We start from the raw sequence: 25,827 nt of genomic DNA, 5'->3' as shown, positions 1-25,827 counted from the left end.
GGCATGTCGGGCCGCCGGGGCGGCCCGGCCCCGGTCAGCCGTTCAGGGCCTGGTGCAGGTCGTCGATCAGGTCGGCGGAATGTTCCAGCCCGATGGACAGGCGCAGCAGGCCCGGCGTGATGCCTAGATAGGCGCGGTCATCCTCGGACAGGCGCTGGTGGGTGGTCGTCGCCGGATGCGTCACGATCGACTTCGCATCGCCGAGGTTGTTCGAGATGCTGATGATCCCCAGCCGGTTCAGGCAGGCAAAGGCCGCCTCCTTGCCGCCAGCCACTTCGAAAGCGATCATGGTGCCGCCCGATCCCATCTGACGCATCGCCAGGTCATGCTGGGGATGGTCTGCCAGCCCCGGATAGATCACGCGCGACAGGGCCGGATGGCCCTGCAGCGCCTGTGCCACGGCCAAGGCGGTGTCGGCCTGGGCGCGCACGCGCAGGTCCATCGTGGTCAGCCCGTTCAGCATGATCCAGCTGTGGAAGGGACTGATCGCGCCGCCGGTATGCTTCAGGTAAGGCTCGGCCACCTCGCGGACGAACTGGCGGGTGCCGCAGATGACGCCCGCAAGCGCCCGCCCCCCGCCGTCGATATGCTTGGTCGCGGAATAGACGACCACGTCGGCCCCCAGTTCCGCCGCACGGGAAAAGACCGGGGTGGCGAAGACGTTGTCGGCCACGACCAAGGCGCCGACCTCATGCGCCAGGCGAGCCACGGCCTCGATATCGATTACCTCCAGTGTCGGATTCGACATGGTCTCGAAGAAGGCGGCCCTGGTGCCGGGGCGCAGGGCCGCGCGCCACTGGTCCAGGTCGGTGCCGTCGACATAGGTCACCTCGACCCCGAAGCGGGCCAGCAGATCCAGCACGTAAAGGCAGGATCCGAACAAGGCACGGGCTGCCACGACATGATCGCCGGGCTTGCACATGGAAAACAGCGCGCCATTGACCGCCGCCATGCCGCTGGCCGTGGCGAAGGCGTCCTCGGTCCCCTCCAGCGCGGCGATGCGATCCTCGAACATCCGGCTGGTGGGGTTGCCATAGCGGGCATAGATGAACTCGTCCGGGCCGGTCCCCTTGAAGCGGGCCTCAGCCTGTTCGGCGCTGTCATAGACAAAGCCCTGGGTCAGGAAGATCGCCTCGGCCATCTCGCCATACTGGCTGCGGCGGATGCCGTGATGGACGGCCTGCGTGCGCGGGTGACGTGGCTTGGCGGAACTGTCGCTCATGAAGGGCCCCTGTGCTGACGCCAGCGGGTTAGCGCCCCCGGCCCGGCCACGCAAGGGCCGAGCCCCGCCTCTGGCCGGACAAAGCCGCCTGCCCCCATGCCAAGGAGCTGAAATTAACCAGGAATAGCCTTGGCCGGGCCGTTTCCTGTAACGATTTCATGACATTGCATGATTGTCTGCATGAATTGCCCAAATGGACAGGTTGAGGGTCAAGTGACGCGAAAGTAAGTTGAGCAGGCAGTCAGGATATTGGACTGCGCAGGAAAGGATCGGCCTCTTGGCCGGGTCGTGGTCGTGATGTTGGAATATCTGAAGGAATATCCCGATATCCTGCATCGCCGATCCGTCGAACCTGACCTTTCCACCCGTCCTTCCATCCGAAGGGCGGCTTTGACAGAGCGGGACGGCAAGTCCGATTTTGTGTGTGGCGGCGCATCTGCTGCGGGACCGGTGACGGAACCCATGGAAGAATGCACGTGTGTTTGAGGTAGAGGCTTGCTGACCTGACCGGTCATCCTGTCGATCGGTCGATTGGGCTGTGTATTTGGTAATGTTCTTTGTAAAAGCCCGGCACGATACATTGGGGGGCGGAGAAATCCGCCCCCTGTGACATTCACAGATAATCGCCCCGCTGCAGGCCATACTTGGCCATCTTCTCGTTCAGGGTGCGGCGCGGCAGGCACAATTCCTCCATCACCCCACTGATGCTGCCCTTGTGGCGGCGCATGGTGTTGTCGATCAGCATCTTTTCGAAGCTTTCGACATATTCCTTGAGCGGCTTGCCCTCGGTCGTGGTGGCCTGCTGATTGTCTTCCCCGTCCGCCATCAGAAGCGACGCGATGGATCCCGATCCCCGCCGGTTCTGCAGCACTGCGCGTTCGGCCACGTTGATCAGTTGGCGGATGTTGCCGGGCCAGGGCGCCTGCAACAACTGGGCTGCTTCCTGTGCGCTGACCTGCGGCGGCTCGCAGCCGTATTCCTCGGAGAACTGTTCGGTCATGCGGGTGAACAGCGACAGGATATCCTCGCCCCGCGCGCGCAGCGGCGGCAGGGTGATCTTCAGCGCGGACAAGCGATAGAACAGGTCGGGACGCAGCGAATCCTCGGCCTTGCGGCCTTCGCCGCGGGCATTGGAGATGGCGATGATGCGGGTTTCCGCGGGCGTGCCCCCGTCGCTGATGAAGGCCAGAAGCCGCGCTTGCAGCGGTTCCGACAGCGCCTCGATATCTTCGAGGCACAGGGTGCCGCCGCGTGCTTCCTCGACGGCGGGGATGCCGTCCTCGACCGGGCCGAACAGGCGGGCCGACAGCGCCTCGTCACTGTAGGCGGCGCAGGACACCGGCACGAACTTGCGCGCGGCGCGGGGCCCCACGGCGTGCAGCGCATGGGCCACCAGCGTCTTGCCGGTGCCGGTCTCGCCGTCGATCAGCACGTGACCGTCCGCCTGGCCCAGATCCAGGATATCCTCGCGCAGGCGCTCCATCACCGGGCTGGTGCCGATCAGCTTGGACATCACCTGCTGGCCTTCCGACAGGTCGCGGCGCAGGGCGCGGTTGTCCAGCGTCATGCGCCGCATCTGCGTGGCCTTCTTGGCCAGCGTCGTCATCTTGTCGGGGTTGAAGGGCTTCTCCATGAAGTCCATCGCCCCGATCCGCATCGCCTCGACGGCCATGGGCACGTCGCCATGACCGGTGATCAGGATCACCGGCAGGCCCGAATCCAGGCCCATCAGGCGCTTCAGGAAGGCAATGCCATCCATGCCGGGCATCCGGATGTCGGATACCACGATCCCGGGCCAGTCGGCCCCGATGACCTTCAGCGCGTCTTCTGCACTGGGATAGGTTTCGGTTTCAAACCCGGACAGGACCAACCACTGGCTGATCGATTCCCGCATGTCGGGTTCGTCGTCGACAATCGCAATCTTCAATTTGCGGGACATAGGGACTTCCTCTCTCGAACAGTCATTCGGCGGCCAGGGCTTGCGGATCCTGCCTTGGCTTCTGCAAGGGCAGTTCCACCGCGAACACGGCTCCTTCATCTTCGTTATGGGCGGTCAGGCGGCCGCCGAAATCGGCGACGATGCTGGACGAGATGGCAAGACCCAAGCCCGTCCCCTCGCCTGGTTTCTTCGTGGTCCAGAACGGCTCGAACAGCTTTTCCAGATCCAGGATGCCGGGGCCGTTGTCGCGCACCAGCACATAGGCATGGGCGCCGGTTTCGACAGTGATCTCGATCCGGGCGTCGCGCTTGTCTCGCACCGCATCGACGGCGTTGCGCAGCAGGTTGATGATGACCTGTTCCAGCCGTATCCGGTCGGCCATGACCGTCACCGGGCGGCGCGGCAGGTTGCGGGTCACGCGGATCGTGCGGCCCCGCAACTGCGGCTCCATCATGGTCAGGGCGCTGCTGACGGCGGCGCGCAGGTCAACGGGCTCGACCGCCTCGCCGCCCTTGCGGGCATAGGATTTCAGTTGCCGGGTGATCGCGCCCATGCGTTCGATCAGGTCGTCGATCCGCTGGAAGCTGGACAAGGCTTCTTCGGACCGACCGCGTTGCAGCAGCAGGCGCGCCCCTGCCAGATAGGTCTTCATCGCGGCCAGGGGCTGGTTCAGCTCGTGGCTGACGCCCGCCGACATCTCGCCCAGGGCCGCCAGCTTGGATGACTGCTGCACGGTCTGTTCCGCGACCCGCAGTTCCTTCTGCATCCGTTCCCGTTCCGCGATCTCGCGCGTCAGGCGCATGTTCAGCGCCCGCAGATCCGCAGATTCGCGCATATAGGCGACCGACTGGCTGCGCGCCCGGCGCGACAGCACGTAGAACGTCCCCGCCAGCAGGATCGCGAAGCCCATGATCTCAAGCGCGAGGACCGCGTTCACCTGTTCCCGGACCGAGGCATAAGTGGTGAAGCTGATCATCCGCCAGCCGCGGAAGGGGATCCGCGCCTCGGCCTGCATCACGGCGCGGCCCTGGACATAGGCGTCGATCGGCAGCGCGGTCCAGTCGGCGGTGACCTGGAAGGCCCGCTGGATGGCCGAGGGCGCGTCGCGCACCGCAAGGGCCTCGGGCATGGTCAGGCCGCGCCATCGCGGCTCGGTCGCAAGGATGATGTTGCCTTCGCTGTCGGTGACGGCCACCGCGTCCGATATCCCCGCCCAGGATCGTTCCAGCCGGCTGAGGTCGGCCCCCACCACGATCACCCCCAGCGTCTTGCCATCAGCCACGACCGCGCGGGAATAGGTGAACTCATAGGCCCCGCCGCCCTGGTTGGCGACGGTGAATACGGTATCGCGCGACCGCAGCGCCTCGACATAGAAGGGCGACAGGACGTTGTTCGTGCCCAGCTGATAGCGGTCGGTGGACCCCACGGTGCGCCCCGACGCATCCAGAAGCCGGATCGACGCCGCGCCGATTTCCTTTTGCGCGGCGATCAGCCGGGCCGAGGTGGTCGAGAACTCGTTGCTGTTCAGCGACCCGATCAAGGCCGGGTCGCGCGCCAGCAGCAGTGGCACCACCGCGGTCCGCTGCAATTCCGACAGGAGGTTCCCGGTGTACAGCGCCAGCCGCAGTTCGGACCGGACGCGGGTGTTTTCCGAAAACCGCGTCGTCAGCCAGGCATTGGTCGTCCAGATCGAGACGATCGCCAGCATGAAGATCAGCGCCACGGCAATGCGCAGCCACCACGGGTTGCCGGGTTGGGACAGCCGCGGCCGCACACGCTCTGACGCGCTGACGCTGTCCTTGTCCTCGATCACCTGTGAAGCCCGGTCCTGTTGCACAACTGCCGCACTCTAGGCGCAGAAGCCGCCATGCTCAAGTCAGGCGTTGACAACCCCGTCCACGACCGAGCGGAACAGCGCCGCCCCGTCGGTGCCGCCCAAGGCCGGATCGGCCGCCCGTTCTGGATGGGGCATCATGCCCAGAACGCGACGGTTTTCCGACAGGATGCCGGCGATGTCCCCGACCGAGCCGTTGATCGCAGGGCCATAGGTAAAGGCGATGCGGTCGCCATCCTGCAGCCGCGCCAGCCCGTCGGGGGTGATCTGGTAGTTGCCGTCATGATGGGCGACCGGGATGCCGATCTGCTGGCCCTTGCGGTAGCCTGCGGTGAAGGCGCTGTCGGTGGTCAGGACATTCAGCGTGGCGGGCTTGCAAATGAAGGTCAGCGCGCTGTTGCGCATCAGCGCGCCGGGCAGCAGGCCCAGTTCGGTCAGCACCTGGAAGCCGTTGCAGATCCCCAGAAGATAGCCGCCCCGTTCCGCATGACGCCGCAGTGCCGCCGCGATGGGCGAATGCGCGGCAATCGCGCCGCAGCGCAGATAGTCGCCAAAGGAAAAGCCGCCGGGAACGCCGACCAGGTCGGTGCCTTCCGGCAGATCCTGGTCCTTGTGCCAGACCCGCGTCACCTGCGCCCCCGCATTCTGAAGGGCCACGGCCAGGTCGCGGTCGCAATTCGACCCGGGAAAGGTGATGACGGCGGCTTTCATGGGGCTGCTCCTGCTGGGATCACGCGTCCCATAGCCCAGCTTGGGTCTCGAAGAAAGGGGGCGCCGCCCCCATCGCGCGTGCCGCGCGATCCCCCTGGGATATTTGCGTACAGAAGACGGGCAGCCGCCCTCTTCCGTGTCAGAATATCCTCGGCGGAGGCAAGAAGGGCCGGGCAAATGCCCGGCCCCGTTCCTGTCGCGACGCCTTAGTTCAGCGCCTTGTTCAGGTATTCGTCCACCTTTTCCAGGTAGCCCATTGTGGTCAGCCATTTCTGGTCCGGCCCGACCAGCAGCGCCAGGTCCTTGGTCATGTGGCCATCCTCGACCGCCTGCACGGTGACCTTTTCCAGCGTCTGGGCAAAGTTCAGCAGCGCCGCGTTGTCGTCGAGTTTCGCGCGGTGCTTCAGACCACCCGTCCAGGCAAAGATCGACGCAATCGAGTTGGTCGAGGTCTGGTTGCCCTTCTGGTGTTCGCGGTAATGGCGCGTCACGGTGCCATGGGCCGCCTCTGCCTCGACAGTCTTTCCATCGGGCGTCATCAGCACGCTGGTCATCAGCCCCAGCGAGCCAAAGCCCTGCGCCACGGTGTCGGACTGCACGTCGCCGTCATAGTTCTTGCAGGCCCAGACATAGCCGCCCGACCATTTCAGGTTCGATGCCACCATGTCATCAATCAGGCGATGCTCATAGGTTATGCCAGCCTTCTTGAACTGGTCTGCGAACTCGGCGTCGAACACTTCCTGGAAGATGTCCTTGAAGCGGCCGTCATAGGCTTTCAGGATGGTGTTCTTGGTGGACAGGTAAACCGGGAAGCCGCGCTGCAGGCCATAGTTCATGGAGGCACGGGCGAAATCGCGGATCGAATCGTCCAGGTTGTACATGGCCATCGCCACGCCGGAGGACGGGGCCTGGAAGACCTCGTGCTCGATCGTCTCGCCGTCCTCGCCCACGAACTTGATGGTCAGCTTGCCCTTGCCCGGGAAGCGGAAGTCGGTGGCCTTGTACTGGTCGCCGAAGGCGTGGCGGCCGACGATTACGGGCTTGGTCCAGTGCGGCACCAGGCGCGGCACGTTCTGGCAGATGATCGGTTCACGGAAGATCACGCCGCCCAGGATGTTGCGGATCGTACCGTTGGGCGATTTCCACATCTTCTTGAGGCCGAACTCCTCGACGCGCTGTTCGTCGGGGGTGATGGTCGCGCATTTCACGCCCACGCCGTACTGCTTGATGGCGTTGGCGGCGTCAATGGTGACCTGGTCTTCGGTGCGGTCGCGTTCCTCGATGCCCAGGTCGTAGTATTTCAGATCCACGTCCAGATAGGGCAGGATCAGCTTCTGCTTGATGAAGTCCCAGATGATCCGGGTCATCTCGTCGCCGTCAAGCTCGACGACGGGGTTGGCTACCTTGATCTTCGACATGGGCATTCCCTTTGGCGTTGGATTCGGCTGCCGCTATAGCCGGGAAACGCCGGAAAGGAAAGAATGTATGCAGCGGTATGCAATCGTGCCGGGGGCATAAGCCCACTGTTGCAGAATCATTACAGGGGGATGATCTGCCGCAATTTTTAGAAAGATCCGATAGAAAACCCGGATGATTTTTCAACCTAGGGATGATATCCGGAACCGGTAGTAGTTACGAGTATCGGATGTTTTCATGGCGTTAGTCACTTGGATGTGGCTGGGCAATCATGCGCAGGTCAATGCAACCAACGGCACGCCGTCGACCGAGATCGAGGCTGACCGTCTCGCCGGATACGGCGCCGTTGGGACCGCGCAGATCAAGGCGGTCACGCTGAAGGGCGATACCCGCACGATCACCGTCGACGGAAAGCGGGTCGAGGCTTTCGCGACAACCTATAACGACGACAGCATGGGCCGGGATGTCACCGATTCCCGCATGACCTACGAAGCCCCGTCGTCGGGCAAGGCCGTCACCACCACGATCACCGGCTTCCTGTCGGTCCGCTACCAGTTGACCTTTCCGGACGGCGGAACGTCGAAGCAGGACGGCGTGCTGATCCAGATGAAGAACGGCGACATGTTCTTTCGCCCGTCAAAGGATGCCCTGCCCCAATGGGACGGGATCGATGCTCTGCGCGGGGTCAAGATCCTGTCGGCGGCTCCGATGGACCGCAACACCTATGTCGCGACGATCTCGTTCCGGCCGACGATCTTCGATCTTCCGATCAACTGCTTCACCATCGGCACGCTGATCGATACTGCCGAGGGTGAGCGCCGGGTCGAGGATATTCGTGTCGGCGACCTGGTCCAGACGCGGGACAACGGGCTTCAACCCGTCCGCTGGACAGGATGCCGCCATGTCCCGGCAGCCGAGATCGGGGCAAATCCCGCGCTTGCCCCCGTCCGCATCGCCCGTGGCGCGCTTGGGCCGGACCTGCCCCGGCAGGATCTTCTGGTGTCCCAGCAGCACCGGATCCTTGTGCGCTCGGCCATTGCCACGCGGATGTTTGGCGCGCAGGAATTGCTGGTTGCCGCCAAGCACCTGACCGAGGTCGAGGGAATCGACATCCTGCCCGATACCGCCGGCGTCACCTATGTCCACCTGATGTTCGGCGCGCACGAGATCCTGACCTCGAATGGTGCCCAATCCGAATCACTGTATCCGGGTCCGCAGGCCCTGCTGGCCTTGGGCGAGGCCGCGAACGAGATCTTCACGCTGTTCCCGGAATTGCGGGACGGCGTCGCGGATTTTCCGGGCGCACGGCCTTTCGTGGCAGGGAAGAAGGCGCGGCAACTGGCTTCTCGCCATGCGGCCAACCGAAAGCCGCTGGCTGGCTGATCAGGACAGAAACTCTTGCACCCGGGGGCGCAGCCATTGCCACAGGGCGGGCGCGCCCTGGGCGATCTTGCCGCCCACGCGCGATTCGATGTCGGCAAAGGTCACGCCGTAATCGACCCAGCCGATGCCCCCCGAACGCAGGTTCTGCATGACCGGCTGGCACCGGTCCAGCGACTTGGCGAAGATGGCGTCGGGGGTCGCGGCGGCTTCGAATTCCTGCCACAGCGACAGAAAGTCCCGCGCCTGGTCTTCCGGCAGCAGGCCGAAGATGCGGCGTGCGGCCCGGGCCTCGGCCGCCTGGATTTCGGCCGATCCATGCGCCTGGCCCGCCGCCGAATGCAACGGCACGTCTCCCACGTCGACCTCGACCAGGTCATGCAGCAGAAGCATCCGGATCACCCGCCCCGCATCGACGCCCGGCCCGGCGAGACCGGCGAAGACCAGGGCGTAGAGGGCCAGGTGCCAGCTATGCTCGGCGCTGTTTTCGCGTCGCGAGCCATCGACCAGAAGGTTCGCGCGAAGGACGCTCTTCAGGCGGTCGGCCTCGGCCAGAAAGGCCAGGCGCCGGGTCAGGTCACTCCCAGCGGGCGGCAAACCTGCCAGGGCAGCCTCGGCCCATCCCAGGGCCTCGGGCCATTCGGCGGCAAGGCGCGCGGCACGCCCGCCGTTTAGGTTGTCGCGGACTATGGCCACGTGATCGGCCAGGGGCTGCGCCGCCAGAAGCACCTGGAACAGCGGCTGGCTGTGGTCCATCCGCTTGGCCATGACGGCATCGGGCGTCCGGCCCACCTCGAATTCGCGCCAAAGGGCGATCAGCGCGTCCCGGTCGGGCGACAGGCCGAAGATGCGTTCGGCCGCCCCCGCCTCGGCCAGGGCCAGGGCGGCGGCGTCATGGGCCAGGTGGATGGGCTGGTCACCTGTGTCGATTTCCACCAGATCATGCAGCAGCAGCATCGCGATGGCGCGGTCTGATGCGCCGAACACCATGGCCTGCAAGGCGACATGCCAACTGTGTTCGGCGCTGTTTTCGGGCCGCGACAGGTCCATCAGCACATTCGCCCGATCCACCGACTTCAGCCGGTCGGCTTCGACCAGGAAATCGAAATGGCGGGCGATCCTGTCCGGCATGGCCTAGCGGCTGGTTTCGGTCAGGCGGCGGCGGACATAGGTCTGCACAAGGTCGATCATCGGCTTCATGTGCTGCTCGTCGTCGCGGAAGAAGTGATCCGCGCCTTCGATTTCCTCATGCGTGATCGTGATGCCCTTCTGTTCGCGCAGCTTGCTGACAAGGGTGTGCGTGTCCTTGGGCGGCGCGACGCGGTCGGCGGTGCCGTTCACGATCAGCCCCGAGGACGGGCAAGGCGCGAGGAAGCTGAAGTCATACATGTTGGCGGGCGGAGCCACGCTGATGAAGCCGGTGATTTCCGGGCGGCGCATCAGAAGCTGCATCCCGATCCAGGCGCCGAAGCTGAAGCCCGCGACCCAGCAATGCTTGCTGTTGGGGTTCATCGCCTGCAGGTAATCCAGCGCCGAGGCGGCGTCCGACAGCTCTCCGATGCCCTGGTCGAATTCGCCCTGGCTGCGCCCCACGCCGCGGAAGTTGAACCGCATCACGGTGAAGCCCAGCTTGTGGAAGGCGTAATGCAGGTTATAGACGACGCGGTTGTTCATCGTCCCGCCGTATTGCGGGTGCGGATGCAGGACGATGGCAAGGGGGGCGTCGGGTTTGCCCGGCTGGGGATGATAGCGGCCCTCAAGCCGCCCTTCGGGACCGGGGAAAATCAGCTCTGGCATCGTCTTCCTTCGACATGACGGTGGTTTCTTGACGCATCTGCGTGGCGCTCTTAGACCGCTATCTGGGATGCCGGTCGGGAATGCGCAAGAAACGCGCAATGGCGGCATAGCGCGCCAGTGCGCGCGTCGTCAATCCGACCCGGCCGCAAGAGGGGAGCCAGCAGATGAAACTGTCCACGAAGGGGCGCTATGCGATCATCGCGCTTGTCGACCTGGCCACGGCCAAGGGCGACGACCTGACCTCGCTGGCCGAGATTTCGGGCCGCCAGGACATCTCGCTGCCCTATCTTGAGCAGCTTTTCGTCCGGCTGCGCCGCGCGGGGCTGGTGGCGTCCGTCCGCGGACCGGGCGGCGGCTACCGCCTGGCCCGCGCGCCCGAGACGATCCGCATCGCCGAGATCCTGGAAGCCGTGGACGAGACCGTCAGCGCCATGCATATCGGCGCGGGCGCGTCGGGCGGGGTGTCGGGATCGCGGGCGCAGACCCTGTCGAACCGGCTGTGGGAAAGCCTGTCGGCGCATGTCTATGTCTTCCTGCACAACCATTCGCTGGCCGATGTGGCGAAGAACCAGTTGCTGCCCTGCCCCGCCCTGCCGCGCATCCTCAGCGTCGTCGACGACTGAGAAACGAAAAACGCGGCCCCTTTCGGGACCGCGTTTCGGAACGCAGGATCAGGCGTCTTAGAAGCGGTAGGACGCACGGACCTGCACCAGGTCGGTGTCCAGGTCGATGCCATCGGCGATGACGTCCGAGAAATCGCTGCGGCTGTATTCGGCGCCGACCGAGAACTTCTCGGTGACCAGATATTCAGCGCCCAGGCCATAGGTGATCCCGGTTTCCGAGAAGTCGCCGGCGGCGGCGTTGGTGGACACGCGCGCAGCGCCCAGGGTGGCATAGGGCTGGAACCGGCCCATGTCGTAACCGACGCGGCCGCGCAGGCGCCACAGGTCGGCGTCGCCGTCATCCAGATCCAGGTCGACCTTGTTGTAGTCCAGTTCGGCACCGGCAATCACCTTGCCGAAGTCGAACAGGTAACCGGCGTGCAGGCCGTAGGCATCGTAGTCGCTGTCGACATCGCTGTCGGACAGTTCGGCATTGCCCTGGCCATACTGCAGACCGGCATAGAAGCCGGACCAGTCGGTTCCAGCCTCGACCGGCACGACGGGCGCCACGACGGGCGCGGTGTCAACGACCGGGGCAACATAGCCACCGGCGAAAGCAGCCGAAGCGGCCAGCGATGCGGCAACCGAAAGGGCAACGAGTTTCATGGTAGTCTCCTTATTCGTCTCGAGCTTCTTGGTCTCGAGGCCCCTAGATATGGCCAGCGCGAAGGGTTTCCAGCCCAACATTGCAGTGACTGCAACTTCTGTTGCAAAAATGCGACCCTATCGCGAAAGTGATTGATACGAAAAACAAAAAGCGCCCGAGGGCGCTGCCATATATCTGCATCTTTGGAAGGAAATGGTAGCGGAGGAGGGACTTGAACCCCCGACACGCGGATTATGATTCCGCTGCTCTAACCAACTGAGCTACTCCGCCACGGGTGGGGGCGATTTACGGGGTGGCGCGGGGGGCGTCAAGCGGTTTTCGACAACAAAATGAAAACGCCGCCCGGCGGGGGCGGCGTCGCATCGATGGCTGCGGAACTGTCAGCCGCGGGCCTTGACCACCTGCAGCAGCGGCATGACCTGGGACATGTCGGGACCATGCGCCTGGCCCGTCACGGCCTTGCGCAGCGGCATGAACAGGCCCTTGCCCTTCCGACCCGTCGCGTCCTTCACGGCGGCAGTCCATTCACCCCAGGTCGCGTCCGTATAGGGCGGGGGCGGCAGCAGCGGCATGGCCTGGGCGATGAAGTCGGCATCCTCGGGATCGATCTGCGGCTCGGCCCCTTGGCTGAAGATCGTCCACCAGTCGGCCAGATCGTCCAGCTTCGTGATGTTCTGCGAGGCGACATGCCAGAAGCGTTCGGCCAGACCCTCGGGCACGCCAAGGGCCGCGATCCGGTCGGCCACCTGGTCGAAAGGCAGCGCCTGGTTGCGTTCGCGGGTCAGCGGCCACAGATCCTCGGCATCGAACTTGGTGGGCGAGGCGCCGAACTGCGACAGATCGAACCCTTCGGCCAGGTCGTCCAGCGTCATCTTCAATTCGACCGGCTGGCTGGATCCCAGCCGCGCCATCATCGACAGCAGGGCCTCGGGGGCGACCCCCGCTTCGCGCAGGTCGCGGATCGACAGGGCGCCGATGCGCTTGGACAGTTCCTCGCCCTGCGCGCCGGTCAGCAGGCTGTGATGGGCAAAGGACGGCGGCATGCCGCCCAGGGCGCGGATGATCTGGATCTGGGTCGCGGTGTTGGTCACATGATCCGCGCCGCGCACGATATGCGTGACCGCCATGTCGGTGTCATCGACCGAGGATGCAAAGGTGTAAAGCACCTGCCCGTCCGCCCGGATCAGTACCGGATCCGACACGCTGGCCGCGTCGATCGAGATGTCGCCCAGGATGCCATCGGTCCACTCGATGCGTTCCTGGTCCAGCTTGAAGCGCCAGTAGCCTTCGCGCCCCTCGGCCCGCAGGCGGTCGCGGTCGGCATCCGACAAGGCCAGCCCGGCGCGGTCGTAGACCGGCGGCTTGCCCATGTTCAGCTGCTTCTTGCGCTTCAGGTCCAGTTCCGTGGGCGTCTCGAAGACCTCATAAAGGCGGTCCCCCGCGCGCAACTGGTCCGCCGCCTCGGCATAGCGATCAAGGCGCAGCGACTGGCGTTCGACGCGGTCCCAGTGCAGGCCCAGCCATTCCAGGTCGCGCTTGATGCCGTCGGCATATTCTTCCTTGGAGCGTTCCTGGTCGGTATCGTCCAGCCGCAGGATGAAGGTGCCCCCGGCCTTTTTCGCGATCAGATAGTTGAACAGCGCCGTGCGCAGGTTGCCGACATGGATGTGGCCCGTGGGCGAAGGGGCGAAGCGGGTGGTGGTCATGGCACAACTCTCCTGTTGGCCTTGCTCTTTCACACGCGGCGATTCTTGTCCATATCAGGGCCGGTATGCAGGAGAAGCGGATGACCGACTGGAAGGACCTGACCGCGCCGGACGCGGCCCGGATCGAGGCGATGGCGCGCGACGCATTGGCCGCCCTGCCCCCCGAATTTGCCGCCCATGCCCAGGGCATCACCATCCACGTGGCCGAGTTCGCCCCCGAGGACGTGCTGGATGAATTGCAGATCGACGACCCGTTCGAGCTGACGGGCATCTATGACGGCATTCCGCTGACGGAAAAGTCGGTGTCCGACCAGCCGGGGCAGCCCGACATCATCTGGCTGTACCGCCGCCCGCTGCTGGACGAATGGGCGTCGCGCGGGAACGTGACCTTGGGCGAACTGGTGGCCCATGTCGTCACGCACGAGATGGCCCATCACTTCGGCTGGTCCGACGACGACATCGCCAGCATTGACAGGTGGTGGGAATGAAGTCGCAGGCGCCGATCCTGACGGTCACGCTGAACCCCGCGCTTGACCTGTCCACCGCAGCCGACGAAGTGCGCCCGGAACTGAAGCTGCGCTGCGACAAGCCGGTGGCCGATCCCGGCGGCGGCGGCATCAATGTCAGCCGCGCGATCAAGCACATGGGCGGGCAATCCACCGCGATGGTCGCCCTTGGCGGCGCCACCGGCACCCGCATCGGCGACATGCTGAAGGCCGACGGACTGTCGGTCGTGCGCCTGACCGCGCCTGGCGAGACGCGCCAGTCGCTGGCCGTCACCGACCGCGCGACTGGCGGGCAGTACCGCTTTGTCCTGCCCGGCCCCGAATGGCACAAGGCGCATGTGGCCGACATGACGCAGGCCATCGCCGAAGGCGCGCCGGCGGGCGGCTGGGTCGTCGTGTCGGGGTCGAACCCGCCCGGCGTTCCGGCCGGGTTCGAGCAGATGCTGACCGTGCGGCTGAAGAACAGCGGCGCAAGGCTGCTGGTTGATACCTCGGGCGAGGCGCTGCGGGTGCTGGCGGGTTCCTCGACCCCTGTGGACGTGCTGCGCATGGACAGCCACGAGGCCGAGGATCTGGCGGGCCGCCCCCTGCCTTCGCGCAGCGACAGCGCGGCCTTTGCGGCTGGTCTGGTCAAGAACGGCGCGGCGCGGTCGGTAATCGTGGCGCGCGGGGCGGACGGATCGGTCATCGCCGGGCCGGACGGCGCCTGGCACGCGGCGGCGGCGCGGGTCAAGGTGGTCAGCGCGGTCGGCGCGGGCGACAGCTTCGTCGCGGGCTTCGTGCTGGCGATGGCGCGCGACTGGCCGGTCGAGGAAGCCCTGGCCCTGGGCGCGGCCGCAGCCTCGGCCGCGGTGATGACGCCCGCCACCGAACTGTGCCACGCGGCCGATGTGGACCGCTTCTACGGCGAACGCATCGTCACGCGGCTTTAGCGCAAAGAAAAAAGCCGCCCGGACGGACGGCTTGCTTCCAGTGCGGGTGCCGGGGATCAGGCGGCTTCGGCTTCTTCGGCCTCGGCGGCCATGCGGCGTTCGCTTTCCTCGCGCGACAGTGCGACCGAGGTGCGCACGCCCTTGGACACGAATTCCATCAGGCCCTTCACCACGCGTTCGTTCGGGTCGATGCCCGCGCAGGACAACACTTCGCGACCATCGCGCGACCGCGCCCAGCGGGCAATCTGCTCGGGGCCGTTGCCATATTTCTTGTCATCTGCAATCGCATCATCAAGCGCGGCCAGAACGACCGCGGCAAAAAGCTTGCGGGCCCGCTGGCCCTGTTCGAAATTGAAAGCCGATCCGTCGACAAAATCGCGCATACCATTCGTCCATCTTCTGGGCTGCAAGGGCAAGGCAGCCATGTGGGAGGCATCATGCCAGCCCATCGTTATTGTTTCCGTTTCTCTGACGGTGCCGCTGCTTAACGCGGAACGACGCCGATTCGATATTCCTCCGGCCGCATATCTCCCATGCACATAATGCATGTCGCGTAAAAAACAGGTGAAATCTGCAATTGCACCCTGCGATCGGCGCCTTCCGGCACGGGTCCGCGCCTTGACAACACCGCAAAGGCGTTTTGGTTGCCTCGCCCGGAAGGTGTCGATATAGGGGCGCCACAGCGCCGTTCAACATGGACGGCTCGATTTTCCCGAACCGCAAAGAGCATTCCATGCCCAAGATCAACGGCAATGAAATCCGCCCCGGCAACGTGCTGGAGCATGACGGAGGCCTGTGGGCCGCCGTGAAGGTCAGCCACGTGAAGCCCGGAAAGGGCGGCGCCTTCGCCCAGGTCGAGTTGAAGAACCTCCGCGACGGCCGCAAGCTGAACGAGCGTTTCCGCAGCGAAGACAAGGTCGAGCAGGTCCGGCTGGAGCAGAAGGACCAGCAGTTCCTGTATGAATCCGATGGCAAGCTGGTCTTCATGGACAGCGAGACCTTCGAGCAGACCGAACTGGATTCCGACCTGCTGGGCGACCGCCGCCCCTTCCTGCAGGACGGCATGACCGCCACCATCGAATATTACGGCGAGGAAGCGCTGTCGGTCTCGATCCCGCAGAAGGTCACCTGCACCGTCGCGGAAACCGAGCCGGTGGTGAAGGGCCAGACCGCCGCCAACAGCTACAAGCCCGCGATCCTCGACAACGGCGTGCGCATCATGATCCCGCCCTTCGTGGGCGAGGGCGAGAAGATCGTCGTGAACACCGAGGTCTTCGAATACAGCGAACGCGCCTGAAGGCCCTTCCAGACCAGGCGCCCCGGCCAGACCGGGGCGTTTTTCCTTGTCCCGGGTTCCCGACATGACGCCGCATCACGCCACCGCCGAGGATCTGGCCCGCGCCCTGCCCCATATCCTGTCCGCGCCCAAGGACGAAGCCACGGCCCAGATCCTGTGCTTCCGCCCCGGCTTCAACCAGCGGTTCTTTCCCGACCGCCTGGTGATGACACGGGCCGATGGCATTCCCGGCGAACGCTGGCGCAAGGCGCCCTGGATGCGGCTGGCGGACGGATCGCCCGATCCGCGCATCCAGGTCTCAATCCTTTCACGCCGGGTGATGGACGCCGTCTGGCTGGACCGGACCGCAACGCCCCATCCCGGCGACACGATCATCTGCGACCTGGACACCAGCCATGCCAACCTGCCGGTGGGCACGCTGCTGCAGGCCGGGACGGCGGTCCTGCAAGTGTCCGACGTGTTCAACGACGGCTGCGTCAAGTGGAAGGCGCGCTATGGCCAGGCCGCCAAGGACTGGATCACCGCACCCGGACATCCCGAACTGCGCCTGCGAGGGATCCTGTGTTCGATCCAGCGGGACGGAGAGATCACCCTGGGCGACCCCATCCGCAAGCTGGCCTAGTCCGCCGACAGCCGCGCCTGGCCCGCCTGCATGTCGGGGCCGATCCGGTCAAAGCGCACATGCGCAAGGGCGCGGCCGCCGGACTGGGTGAACAGGGTGCCCACCTCTTTCCCCTCGGCCGTGATGGCGGTGCCGACCGGGGCCTCGCCTTCGATCCGCAGGCGGGCCAGGCCCTTGCGCAAATCGGTCTTGTGCTTCATCCGCGCCGTCACCTCTTGCCCGACATAGCAGCCCTTGCGGAAATCCACGCCGTGCAGCCGCTCGAACCCGGCTTCCAGGATGAAGGTCTCGTTCGGGATCAGTTCGACCAGCGTTTCGGGGATGATGTGGTCGACCCGAATGGCGTCGAAGTCGGTGCCGTCCTCGCCCGCCCCGCCATACAGCCGCCAGCCAAGCGCGGGGTGCCGGGGATCGGCGATTGCCCCGTCCGGCGCAGGCCCGGTGCCGCGGGCCACGGTCATGTCCGTGACCTCGATCCCGACCTTGGAGCGCAGCTTGTACATTGTCAGCCGCCGCGTCAGATCGTCGGCCAGGCGCGCCTCCACGTCCAGAAGCAGCGCGTCATTGTCCGGCACGATCAGGAAATCGGCCAGATACTTGCCCTGCGGCGTCAGCAGCGCGGCCCAGCAGGGCGCACGGGTCACGTCATTGGTGACCAGCCCTTGCAGAAAGGAAAGGCGGTCGTCGCCGGTGACGCGGATGATCTGGCGGGTCATTGGTCTTCTCCGAATTGCAGGGCGACAAGGCGGGCATAGGCGCCGCCCCGGGCCATCAACTGGGCATGGCTGCCTTCCTCGACAACCCTGCCCTGTTCCATCACCACGATCTTGTCGGCGTTGCGGATAGTGGACAGGCGGTGCGCGATCACGATCGTGGTGCGGCCTTCGGAGAGGTTTTCAAGGGCTTCCTGAACCAGCCTCTCGCTGGCGGTGTCCAGGGCGCTTGTAGCCTCGTCCAGCAGCAGCACGGGGGCATCGCGCAGGATGGCGCGGGCGATGCCGATCCGCTGGCGCTGCCCGCCCGACAGGGCCGAGCCGCGCGGGCCTGCAGGACTGTCCAGCCCGGCAGGCAGGGCATCGACGAAATCGCTGACATGGGCGGCTTCCATCGCGCGCCGCAACGCCGCCTCGTCCGATCCGGGGCGGCCCATCAGGATGTTGTCGCGCAGGGTTTCATCGAACAGCGCGGATTCCTGCGCCACGGTCGAGAACTGGTCGCGCAGGGTGCCAAGGTCCAGCTCGCCGATCGGCACCCAGCCCAGCGTGATGCGCCCCCGGTCGGGATCGACCATCCGGGTCAGCAGGTTGAAGACTGTCGATTTTCCCGCCCCCGACGGCCCCACAAGCGCCGTCGTCTGCCCGGCCTCGGCCACGAAGTCCAGCCCCTGCAGGACCGGCTTGTCGTCATAGGACAGCCAGACATCGTCGAAGCGGATCGCGGTGCTGGCTGGCGCCTGACTGCGCCCCCCCGAGGTGATGCGCGGCTGCGTGTCCAGGACCTGGTAGATGCGTTCCAGGCTGGCCGCGGCGGTCTGCCAGGTTCCCGCAAGCCCGCTGAGCCGGCGCATCGGCTGGAAGGCAAGGGCAAGGGCGGTGAAGAAGGACATGAAGTCGCCGATGCTGCGCGTGCCCTCCATCACCTCGCTGCCGCCCAGGGCCAGGACGGCGACAAAGCCGATGCCGGTGACGATATCGGTCAGGGCGGGGACCAGGCTGCCCATGGCGGCGACCTTCACCTCGGTCTGGCGGATGCGGCCGACGATCTGGGCGAAGCGGCGGGTCTGGTCCGCCTCGGCCCGGTTCAGCTTGATCGAGACGATGCCGTGCATCACCTCGTCCAGACGTGTCGCGCGGGCGCTGGCATTGGCCCGGTTCTGTCGCACCTTGCGGCGGATGTATCGCTGCACCATCGCGGCGGGCAGGATCAGGATCGGCGCGCCGATCAGCGCGGCCAGCGTCCATATGGGATCGATGTTGACCGCCACCGCGAACAGCATCACCAGCGAGATCGCGTCGCGGGTCGCACTGGTGATCAGGGTGGCCCAGACCCCCTGGACGGCGATGGTGTCGCCCTGGATCCGCTCGATCATCGCGCCGGGGGGGTTCAACTGGAAGAACCGCCCGTCCAGCGTCATGATATGGGCCAGCAGGTCGCGCTGCATCGTCGTGGAAATGCCCAGCGAGATGCGGGACAAAAGCGACCGGCTGGCGATCAGCGTCACCGCGCGCAGCACGAAGATCGCCATGATCGCGCCGCCGACCCACCAGATCGCGCCTTCCTCCTTGCCCACGAAGACGCGGTCGAAAAGGGGCTTCAGCATCCAGGATATCAGCGCCAGCGTAGAGCCTTCGACCGTCATCAGGGCGAATGCGCCCGCCATGCTGCCGCGATGGACGCGCAGGTAGTCGGTCCAGAAGCGGCGCAGCAGGCGGGTGGCGCTTGGATGCGGGGCGGGCGATGATGTCACGGGCGGGGGCGCCTTTCGTTCCTGTCCGGGCTGTCAAAGCCTTAGCCCGACCCGCCCTGTCGCGGCAAGGCGGGCCGGGATATCGGAAGTCGTTGACCTTCCTGCGCGCGGGCACTAGCGATTTTGCAGGATGTGAAGGACAGATGAAGCCATGAGCCTTGCCGCTGGTCGCCCCGTGATCGCCATTCCCGGCCCCTCGCCCGTTCCCGACCGGGTCCTGCGCGCCACTCACCGCGCCTCGCCCGACATCTATGGCGACGAACTGGCCGAACTGAACCTGGCTGTCATGGCGCAGTTGAAGCGGCTGGCCGGCACCCAGGCGAACCTTGCCCCCTACATCGGCAACGGCCATGCGGCGTGGGAGGCCGCGGGCGCCAATATCTTCACCTCGGGCGACCGGGCGCTTGCGCTGACCTCGGGCCATTTCGGGCGGTCCTGGGCCCAGCAGATGGAGGCGATGGGCGTTGCGGTTGAACGGCTGGATTTCGGCAGCCTGCCCGCCGATCCCGACATGCTGGCCCGCAGGCTGGCCGAGGACAAGGCCGGCGCGATCAAGGCGGTGATGGTCTGCCAGATCGACACGGCGACCGGCGTGATGGCCGACATCCCGGCCCTTCAGGATGCGATGGGCGATCACCCGGCGCTGCTGGTGGTAGACGCGATCGCGTCCCTGGGCTGCGCGCCGATGATGATGGACGACTGGGGCGTGGACGTGCTGATCTCGGCCAGCCAGAAGGGCATGATGTGCCCGCCCGGCACCTGCTTCGTGTGGTTTTCCGAAAAGGCTGCCGCGCGCGGGCGCACGCAGCTGACGACACCCTATTGGGACTGGCACGCCCGCGCCAATGCCGAGGCGCTGTGGCGGTTCTGGGGCGGCACGCCGCCCGTCCAGCAGATCTTTGCCCTGGACGAGGCGATGCGGATGATCCTGGACGAGGAAGGCTTGTTTGCGGTCTGGGCGCGCCACGCGGCGCTTGCCCGCGCCACCTGGGCCGCGGCCGATGAATGGGGACAGGGCAATCCGGGCATCCGCCTGTCGGTCGCCGATCCGGCGGCGCGCGCATCCTCGGTCACGGCGATGCTGCTGCCCGGGGCGGATGCGCTGCGGGCCTGGACGGCGTCGCATTGCGGGGTGACGCTGGGCGTGGGCCTGGGCGCCGAGCAGCCGGAGAACGCGCTGCGCGTCGCCCATATGGGCCATGCCAATGCCGGGATGATCCTGGCCGCGCTTGGCGCGATGCAGGCGGGGATGGCCGCGCTTGGCATCCCGCACGGGGCGGGCGGCCTGGACGCGGCGGCAAGGGCCCTGGCCGAGCCCGCCTGACCCCTATTCGGTGTGGCCGTTCCGGGCCAGCCAGTCACGCATCGTCTGGATCTCGGCCTCCTGGGCAGCGATGACCTCCTCGGCCAACTGCCGGATTTCGGGATCGTTGCCATGTTCCAGCACCACCTTGGCCATGTCGATGGCGCCCTGGTGGTGCGGGATCATGCCGCGCACGAAATCGACATCGGCGTCGCCCGAAGGCGCCATCGCCATGTCGCCATGCATCTTTTCCATCACCGACTGATAGGCCTGCGCGGCTGCGTCGTCGGACGCGCCATGGCCGCCGTGACCACCATGCGCGGCATCCTGTGCATAGGCCCCGAAGGCCAGGGCGAACAGGATCGGGGACAGGCCAAGGCCCCTGCGGACGGATTTGCTCATGGAAACCTCCTTCGCGATATGCGCCTGCAGGCTGGCGCAAAGGCGCGGCGGGGGAAAGCGCGCCTTTCGTCACATCACCGGCACCAGTCGGTTCAGGCGGGCAATCGGGCCAGCGTGACCAGCGTGTCGCCATAGCGCCGCTGGTCGATGGGGACGAGAGGCGCGGGCACCAGCGGCGGGCGGCTTTCTTCCCACACCACCATCGCGCCGGGGGCAATCCAGCCGCCGTCCAAGGCGGCGCCGACGGCCCGTTCCCCCAAGGCCTGCGCATAAGGGGGATCGAGGAACACCAGGCCATAGCCCCCATCGCGGCAGGGGGGCAGCCGCGTGGCGTCCTGGCGCAGAAGTTGCGCCGCGCCCTCGGCCCGCGCCTTGGCGATGTTGCTGCGGATCAGCGCCTGCGCCTTGGCGCCATCCTCGACAAAGGTCACCGCAGAGGCGCCGCGCGACAAGGCTTCCAGGCCCAGGGCGCCGGTGCCGGCGAACAGGTCCAGCACCCGCGCGCGGGGGATCGGGTTGCCATGCGTGCCGTTGACCAGCAGGTTGAAGATCGCCTCGCGTACCCGGTCGGTCGTTGGGCGCAGATGCGCAGCCGCATCGCCCGCGCCGACCTCGGCCAGCTTCAACCCGCGCAATGTGCCGCCGACGATCCTCATGCCTGCGTCCCGCGGGGGCCGGGGGCGCTTCGCCCCCCAGACCGCCAGAGGATATTTGCGCACGGAAGATAGGTCATGCCAGCAGGGCCTTCAGATCCGTCGTGGCGGCGATGGCGTCGGCCTCGGGGCTGCGGCCTGCCTCGATCAGGCGCTTGCCGATCATGTAGGCGCGGGCATCGTTCAGCGCATCGACGGCGATCAGGCGGCCCTGGCGGTAATACCAGACCGAGCCGCCATGCTGTCCGTCGCCGGCGCGCGTGACGATCCGGTCATGGCCCGCCCCAAGCCCCGCGATCTGCAGCTTGGCGTCGAACTGGTCCGACCAGAACCACGGCTTCGGCTGATAGGGCCGGTCCGCGCCCAGGATGTTGTCGGCCACGGCCTCGGCCATGTCGATGGCGTTGCCGACGCTTTCCAGCCGCAGGCGCCCGCCTTGCCAGGGAAAGCTGGCGCAGTCGCCCGCAGCCCAGATCGCCGGGTCCGAGGTCCGACCCAGATCGTCGGTGGCGATGCCGTTGTCCAGGACCAGCCCGGCTGTCTGCGCAAGACCCGTTTCCGGCAGCACGCCGATGCCGGTCACGATCAGGTCGGCGGGAAGCTCTCGCCCGTCGTTCAGCACGACGCCGGTCGCCCGGTCCGTGCCGGTGATGTGCGAGATGCCGGTGCCTTCCATGATCTCGACCCCATGCGCCAGATGCAGTTCGCGGATCATGTCGGCGGTTTCCGCCGCCGCGACCCGGCCCAGGATGCGCGGCGCGGCCTCGATCAGCGTGACGGTCAGGTCCAGCTTGCGGGCGACGGCTGCGGCCTCAAGCCCGATATAGCCGCCGCCGATCACGATCAGCCGACGGCCGGGCTGCATCTGCGGGACAAGCGCATTGACGTCAGCCAAGTTGCGGATCACCTGGACGCCCGGCAGGTCGCCCCCCATCGCGGCGGGCAGGCGCCGGGCATGGGCGCCCGTGGTCATGACCAGCACGTCATAGGCGACCTGCGCCCTGTCGGTCCTCACCATGCGGGCGGCGGGGTCTATGGCCTGCGCGGTCTCGTCCAGGCGCAATGTGATGCCTTGGTCCACCCACCATTCGGGCGACCGCAGCACCAGGCGGTCCAGCCCCATCTGGCCCAGCAGATAGGCCTTTGACAATGGCGGGCGCTGATAGGGGGCGACAGGCTCGGCCCCGATCAGGGTGACTGGACCGTCATGCCCCTTGGCGCGCAGCCGTGCCGCCAGCGACGCCGCCGCCTGCCCTGCCCCTACGATCACGATCTTCATCGGCTTTCCTGCCCGCTGCGGCCCGCTGGCCTGTCATCCGGGCGCACCCTATAGTCGCCGCGAATCCGTTGCAATTCAGGAGGACAGGATGACCATCACCGTCGGAGACAAGCTGCCGCAGGCCACCCTGCTGCGCGTGGGCGCCAATGGCCCGGAAGCCGTCGATACCGCCGATCTGGCCCGGGGCCGCGTTGCGCTGTTCGGCGTGCCCGGCGCCTTTACCGGCACCTGCACCAACGCCCACATGCCCAGCTTCGTGCGCAATGCCGACGCCTTCCGCGACAAGGGCGTCAGCCGCATCGTCTGCGTGACCGTGAACGATCCCTTCGTGGCCGATGCCTGGTCGAAAGCCACCGGCGCGCAGGACGCGGGGATCGAGGTCATGGCCGATGCCGACGGCAGCCTGACCCGCGCGCTCGGCCTGAACTTCGACGCGCCGCCCGCGGGCTTCTATGGCCGTTCGAAGCGTTATGCGGCGCTGCTGAACAATGGCACCTTCGAGGCGATAGACGTCGAGGACAGCCCCGGCCAGTGCGGCGTCAGCGCGGGCGAGGCGCTGCTGGAAAAGGTCTGATCCTGCCAGGACCGGCGATGGCCGGTCCTAGCCCCTGCGGAAGGGCGTGAAGTCCGCAAGCGCCTCGATCTCCTCGCCCATCGCCTCGCGTTCCCGGTCAAGATAGTCGGCCAAGGCACGCTGAAACCCCTCATCCCCGACCCAGTGCAGGGAATGCGTGGCAACCGGTTCATACCCGCGCGCCAGCTTGTGTTCGCCTTGCGCCCCGGCCTCGACACGGGACAGGCCATGCGCGATGGCGTGGTCGATGGCCTGGTGATAGCACAATTCGAAATGCAGGAAGGGGTGGTCCTCGACGCAGCCCCAGTAGCGGCCATAGATCGCGTCCGGCCCCAGGAAGTTCAGCGCCCCCGCAACCGGCCGCCCGTCGCGTTCCGCCAGGACCAGCAGGATGTCGTCGCGCATGGTCTGGTGCAGGCAGTCGAAGAAGGCCCGTGTCAGATAGGGCCGGCCCCATTTGCGGCTGCCGGTGTCCTGGTAGAAGGCCCAGAAGGCGTCCCAGTGATGCGGCTTCAGGTCGTCGCCGGTCAGGTGGCGGATCGTTCCGCCGAAATCCTTCGCCCGCGCCCGTTCCTTGCGCAGATCCTTGCGCTTGCGCGACGACAGCGCCCCCAGGAAATCCTCGAAGCTGCCATAGCCCCGGTTCAACCAGTGGAACTGCTGGGTGACGCGGGGCAGAAAGCCCATCTCGGCCCCCTGCCCGGCCTCGTCCTCGGTGCAGAAGGTGACATGCACCCCCGATGCCCCGCCCTTTTCGGCCACCTGCGTCATCCCCGCCAGCAGCGACTGGCGCATGGCCGGGTCACGAGCCAGCAACCGTGCGCCGGTCACCGGCGTGAACGGCACCGCCGCCTGCAGCTTGGGATAATAGCGCCCGCCGGCCCGCTGATAGGCCTCGGCCCAGGCATGGTCGAAGATGTATTCGCCCTGGCTGTGGGATTTCGCGTAAAGCGGCGCGGCCGCGACCACGGTGCCGCCTTCCTCCAGCGTCACATGCAGGGGCTGCCAGCCGGTGCCGCGACCGACAGAGCCCGATTCCTCAAGCGCAAGCAGGAAGCGGTGGCTGGTGAAGGGATTGCCGTCGCCAAGCCCATCCCAGACATGGGCAGGGATCGCAGCGATGCCGGAATGGGTGGACAAGGTCAGCGTGCTCATGCCTGGCAAGCTAGGCAGTCGCGGGGGCTTTGTCAGCGCCCCCCGCGTCACAATCGCGCAGGGCTTTCATCTTGGCCCAAATATCCCGCAGGGGGAAATCCGCCTTTGGGCGGATTGGGGGACGCGAAGTCCCCCTGCCCCGCATCAGACCGTCGCCCGATAGCCTTCGAAGGTGATGTTGTCGGCCACGCGGCGTGCGACAGCCTCCTCCTCGGTGCTGCGGATCGTCCAGCAGAGGATGGGCACGCCCATCGCCTTCAGCGCGTCCAGGCGCAGATTGCCCAGGTCGCCCTTGTCGTGGGACACAAAGCAGGACCGGGTCTGGTCGAAATCGTTGATCCCGGCCAGATGGTGGCGGCGCTCCTCGGGGATGCCGGGCCAGTCGGCCTCGAGATAGCCGCAGGTCGTCAGCCCCACCGGAACTTGCGGCGCCAGGGCGTGGAAGGCCCCGACGACATGGGGATTGAAGGACATCACCGCGACCGGGCCGCCATAGCCTTGCAGCGCATCCGCCACCGCCTTGTGCAGCAGCCCGATATTGGGGCCCAGCGACAGATCCTGGTCCTTGATCTCGATCAGCAGGGGCACGCGCCCCGCCACAAGGTCCAGGAACTGGCGCAGCGTCGGCACCGGCTCGTCGCTGCCCAGCAATGGCAACCGGCCCAAGGCCGTGGCGTCAAGATCGGCGATCATGCCCTGCTGGCCGGTCAGCCGCGCCAGGTCATAGTCGTGAAAGACCATCGGCGTGCCGTCGCGGGCGGGCTGGATGTCCAGCTCGATCGCGTAGCCCGCGTCTATCGCGGCCCGGGCTGCGGCCAGGCTGTTTTCCGGCACGCCAGCGCCGTGCAAGCCGCGATGGGCGATGGGCATGGTCAGGAAGGCCTGAGGCAGGGTCATCACGCGACCTCGAAGATGGCTTCGATCTCGACCGCAACGCCCAAGGGCAGCGCGGGGGCGGATACGGCGGCGCGGGCATGGCGGCCGGCATCGCCAAAGATCTCGACCATCAGGTCGGAACAGCCGTTGATGACCTTGGGCTGATCCGTGAAATCGGGGGTCGAGTTTACGAAGCCCGTCAGCTTGACCACGCGGCGCACGCGATCCAAATCGCCCACGGCGGCCTTCAGTTGCGCGATCAGAGACAGCCCGCAGCGACGGGCGGCGGCGGCGCCTTCGTCGACCGACATGCCGTCGCCCAGGCGGCCCTTAATCAGGCCGCCCTCGTCCTGGCTGATCTGGCCCGACACGAAGATCAAGTTGCCGGTCTGCACGAAGGGCACATAGTTCGCGGCGGGCGCGGGCGCCGCGGGAAGGGTGATGCCCTTCTGGGCCAGGGTGGCTTCGATGCTCATGGCTGTCCTCA

General features: G+C 66.3%; 26 protein-coding genes and 1 tRNA gene. 8 read left to right on the top strand and 19 right to left on the bottom strand.

The window, feature by feature from the left end:
• Positions 1-34: 34 nt before the first annotated feature.
• The 5 genes from metZ to IE224_RS05430 all read right to left on the bottom strand — a co-directional run bounded on the left by metZ (position 35) and on the right by IE224_RS05430 (position 7,124).
• The gene (metZ, locus tag IE224_RS05450; RefSeq protein ID WP_191308608.1) at positions 35-1,222 is read right to left on the bottom strand and encodes an O-succinylhomoserine sulfhydrylase; all 1,188 of its coding nucleotides are present in this window, start codon (positions 1,220-1,222) and stop codon (positions 35-37) included.
• A gap of 613 nt (positions 1,223-1,835) precedes the next feature.
• On the bottom strand, positions 1,836-3,161 hold the full coding sequence (locus IE224_RS05445; protein WP_167621308.1) for a sigma-54-dependent transcriptional regulator: 1,326 nt from the start codon (positions 3,159-3,161) through the stop codon (positions 1,836-1,838).
• A 22-nt stretch (positions 3,162-3,183) separates the two neighbouring features.
• Complete coding sequence (locus tag IE224_RS05440; protein WP_191308745.1) at positions 3,184-4,869, bottom strand: sensor histidine kinase; 1,686 nt, start codon at positions 4,867-4,869, stop codon at positions 3,184-3,186.
• Positions 4,870-5,037: 168 nt separating this feature from the next.
• Entirely contained in the window at positions 5,038-5,706 is a 669-nt protein-coding gene (gene purQ, locus IE224_RS05435) for a phosphoribosylformylglycinamidine synthase subunit PurQ (RefSeq protein WP_191308606.1), read from the bottom strand.
• Between the two features lie 206 nt (positions 5,707-5,912).
• Complete coding sequence (locus IE224_RS05430; protein WP_167621306.1) at positions 5,913-7,124, bottom strand: NADP-dependent isocitrate dehydrogenase; 1,212 nt, start codon at positions 7,122-7,124, stop codon at positions 5,913-5,915.
• 235 nt (positions 7,125-7,359) lie between these two features.
• Here IE224_RS05430 and IE224_RS05425 point away from each other — a divergent pair, with 235 nt between their 5' ends.
• On the top strand, positions 7,360-8,505 hold the full coding sequence (locus IE224_RS05425; RefSeq protein ID WP_191308605.1) for a Hint domain-containing protein: 1,146 nt from the start codon (positions 7,360-7,362) through the stop codon (positions 8,503-8,505).
• Here IE224_RS05425 and IE224_RS05420 read toward each other — a convergent pair whose 3' ends face one another.
• Together IE224_RS05420 and IE224_RS05415 are read right to left on the bottom strand one after the other, a co-directional pair.
• Positions 8,506-9,633 (bottom strand): HD domain-containing protein, encoded by a 1,128-nt coding sequence (locus tag IE224_RS05420; protein ID WP_191308603.1) that lies wholly within the window; start codon positions 9,631-9,633, stop codon positions 8,506-8,508.
• A gap of 3 nt (positions 9,634-9,636) precedes the next feature.
• Positions 9,637-10,299: an alpha/beta hydrolase gene (locus IE224_RS05415; RefSeq protein WP_167621303.1), complete on the bottom strand. Its 663-nt coding sequence runs from the start codon at positions 10,297-10,299 to the stop codon at positions 9,637-9,639.
• 164 nt (positions 10,300-10,463) lie between these two features.
• Here IE224_RS05415 and iscR point away from each other — a divergent pair, with 164 nt between their 5' ends.
• A complete protein-coding gene (iscR, locus tag IE224_RS05410; protein WP_167621302.1) occupies positions 10,464-10,922 on the top strand; it encodes a Fe-S cluster assembly transcriptional regulator IscR in 459 nt (152 codons plus the stop codon).
• A 57-nt stretch (positions 10,923-10,979) separates the two neighbouring features.
• Here the strand turns inward: iscR and IE224_RS05405 are convergent, their stop codons facing one another.
• The 3 genes from IE224_RS05405 to gltX form a co-directional block, all read right to left on the bottom strand.
• Positions 10,980-11,567, bottom strand: coding sequence for an outer membrane protein (locus tag IE224_RS05405; RefSeq protein ID WP_191308601.1), 588 nt, complete (start codon positions 11,565-11,567; stop codon positions 10,980-10,982).
• A 194-nt stretch (positions 11,568-11,761) separates the two neighbouring features.
• Positions 11,762-11,838, bottom strand: a tRNA-Met gene (locus tag IE224_RS05400).
• Between the two features lie 110 nt (positions 11,839-11,948).
• The gene (gene gltX / locus IE224_RS05395; protein WP_191308600.1) at positions 11,949-13,274 is read right to left on the bottom strand and encodes a glutamate--tRNA ligase; all 1,326 of its coding nucleotides are present in this window, start codon (positions 13,272-13,274) and stop codon (positions 11,949-11,951) included.
• Positions 13,275-13,354: 80 nt separating this feature from the next.
• Here gltX and IE224_RS05390 point away from each other — a divergent pair, with 80 nt between their 5' ends.
• Together IE224_RS05390 and IE224_RS05385 are read left to right on the top strand one after the other, a co-directional pair.
• A complete protein-coding gene (locus IE224_RS05390; protein ID WP_191308598.1) occupies positions 13,355-13,762 on the top strand; it encodes a metallopeptidase family protein in 408 nt (135 codons plus the stop codon).
• A complete protein-coding gene (locus tag IE224_RS05385) occupies positions 13,759-14,712 on the top strand; it encodes a 1-phosphofructokinase family hexose kinase (protein WP_191308596.1) in 954 nt (317 codons plus the stop codon). Before IE224_RS05390 ends, IE224_RS05385 begins: the two co-directional genes overlap by 4 nt.
• Positions 14,713-14,768: 56 nt before the next feature.
• Here the strand turns inward: IE224_RS05385 and IE224_RS05380 are convergent, their stop codons facing one another.
• Positions 14,769-15,095: a DUF6280 family protein gene (locus IE224_RS05380; protein ID WP_042251710.1), complete on the bottom strand. Its 327-nt coding sequence runs from the start codon at positions 15,093-15,095 to the stop codon at positions 14,769-14,771.
• Between the two features lie 350 nt (positions 15,096-15,445).
• Here IE224_RS05380 and efp point away from each other — a divergent pair, with 350 nt between their 5' ends.
• A complete protein-coding gene (efp, locus tag IE224_RS05375; protein ID WP_167621297.1) occupies positions 15,446-16,009 on the top strand; it encodes an elongation factor P in 564 nt (187 codons plus the stop codon).
• A 64-nt stretch (positions 16,010-16,073) separates the two neighbouring features.
• Positions 16,074-16,631, top strand: a complete 558-nt coding sequence (locus IE224_RS05370) for an MOSC domain-containing protein (RefSeq protein ID WP_191308594.1) — start codon at positions 16,074-16,076, stop codon at positions 16,629-16,631.
• Here IE224_RS05370 and ygfZ read toward each other — a convergent pair.
• The gene (ygfZ, locus tag IE224_RS05365) at positions 16,628-17,347 is read right to left on the bottom strand and encodes a CAF17-like 4Fe-4S cluster assembly/insertion protein YgfZ (RefSeq protein ID WP_191308592.1); all 720 of its coding nucleotides are present in this window, start codon (positions 17,345-17,347) and stop codon (positions 16,628-16,630) included. The genes IE224_RS05370 and ygfZ overlap by 4 nt on opposite strands.
• Positions 17,344-19,098 (bottom strand): ABC transporter ATP-binding protein, encoded by a 1,755-nt coding sequence (locus IE224_RS05360; RefSeq protein ID WP_229849251.1) that lies wholly within the window; start codon positions 19,096-19,098, stop codon positions 17,344-17,346. The genes ygfZ and IE224_RS05360 overlap by 4 nt, the downstream gene beginning before the upstream one ends.
• A gap of 151 nt (positions 19,099-19,249) precedes the next feature.
• Between IE224_RS05360 and IE224_RS05355 the strand changes: the two genes are divergently transcribed.
• On the top strand, positions 19,250-20,422 hold the full coding sequence (locus IE224_RS05355; protein WP_191308590.1) for a pyridoxal-phosphate-dependent aminotransferase family protein: 1,173 nt from the start codon (positions 19,250-19,252) through the stop codon (positions 20,420-20,422).
• A 3-nt stretch (positions 20,423-20,425) separates the two neighbouring features.
• Here IE224_RS05355 and copM read toward each other — a convergent pair whose 3' ends face one another.
• The 3 genes from copM to IE224_RS05340 all read right to left on the bottom strand — a co-directional run bounded on the left by copM (position 20,426) and on the right by IE224_RS05340 (position 22,735).
• Entirely contained in the window at positions 20,426-20,803 is a 378-nt protein-coding gene (gene copM / locus IE224_RS05350) for a CopM family metallochaperone (protein ID WP_191308589.1), read from the bottom strand.
• A gap of 92 nt (positions 20,804-20,895) precedes the next feature.
• Positions 20,896-21,459: a 16S rRNA (guanine(966)-N(2))-methyltransferase RsmD gene (rsmD, locus tag IE224_RS05345; RefSeq protein WP_191308587.1), complete on the bottom strand. Its 564-nt coding sequence runs from the start codon at positions 21,457-21,459 to the stop codon at positions 20,896-20,898.
• Positions 21,460-21,532: 73 nt separating this feature from the next.
• Positions 21,533-22,735 carry an NAD(P)/FAD-dependent oxidoreductase gene (locus IE224_RS05340; protein WP_191308585.1) on the bottom strand — a complete coding sequence of 401 codons (1,203 nt, stop codon included), beginning with the start codon at positions 22,733-22,735 and terminating at the stop codon, positions 21,533-21,535.
• Between the two features lie 88 nt (positions 22,736-22,823).
• On the opposite strand from IE224_RS05340, the gene IE224_RS05335 reads away from it, so the two are divergent.
• Positions 22,824-23,309: a peroxiredoxin gene (locus tag IE224_RS05335; RefSeq protein WP_191308584.1), complete on the top strand. Its 486-nt coding sequence runs from the start codon at positions 22,824-22,826 to the stop codon at positions 23,307-23,309.
• A 27-nt stretch (positions 23,310-23,336) separates the two neighbouring features.
• Here IE224_RS05335 and IE224_RS05330 read toward each other — a convergent pair whose 3' ends face one another.
• From IE224_RS05330 to IE224_RS05320, 3 genes are all read right to left on the bottom strand, one after another.
• The gene (locus IE224_RS05330) at positions 23,337-24,464 is read right to left on the bottom strand and encodes a GNAT family N-acetyltransferase (RefSeq protein ID WP_191308582.1); all 1,128 of its coding nucleotides are present in this window, start codon (positions 24,462-24,464) and stop codon (positions 23,337-23,339) included.
• Between the two features lie 144 nt (positions 24,465-24,608).
• A complete protein-coding gene (locus tag IE224_RS05325; protein WP_191308581.1) occupies positions 24,609-25,361 on the bottom strand; it encodes a glycerophosphodiester phosphodiesterase family protein in 753 nt (250 codons plus the stop codon).
• Positions 25,361-25,816 (bottom strand): RidA family protein, encoded by a 456-nt coding sequence (locus tag IE224_RS05320; protein ID WP_167621286.1) that lies wholly within the window; start codon positions 25,814-25,816, stop codon positions 25,361-25,363. The genes IE224_RS05325 and IE224_RS05320 overlap by 1 nt, the downstream gene beginning before the upstream one ends.
• Positions 25,817-25,827: the final 11 nt, after the last annotated feature.

Origin of the sequence: Paracoccus aerius (assembly GCF_014656455.1) — a bacterium.
Lineage (GTDB): Bacteria > Pseudomonadota > Alphaproteobacteria > Rhodobacterales > Rhodobacteraceae > Paracoccus > Paracoccus aerius.
This window is presented reverse-complemented; position numbering and strand designations above follow the sequence as displayed.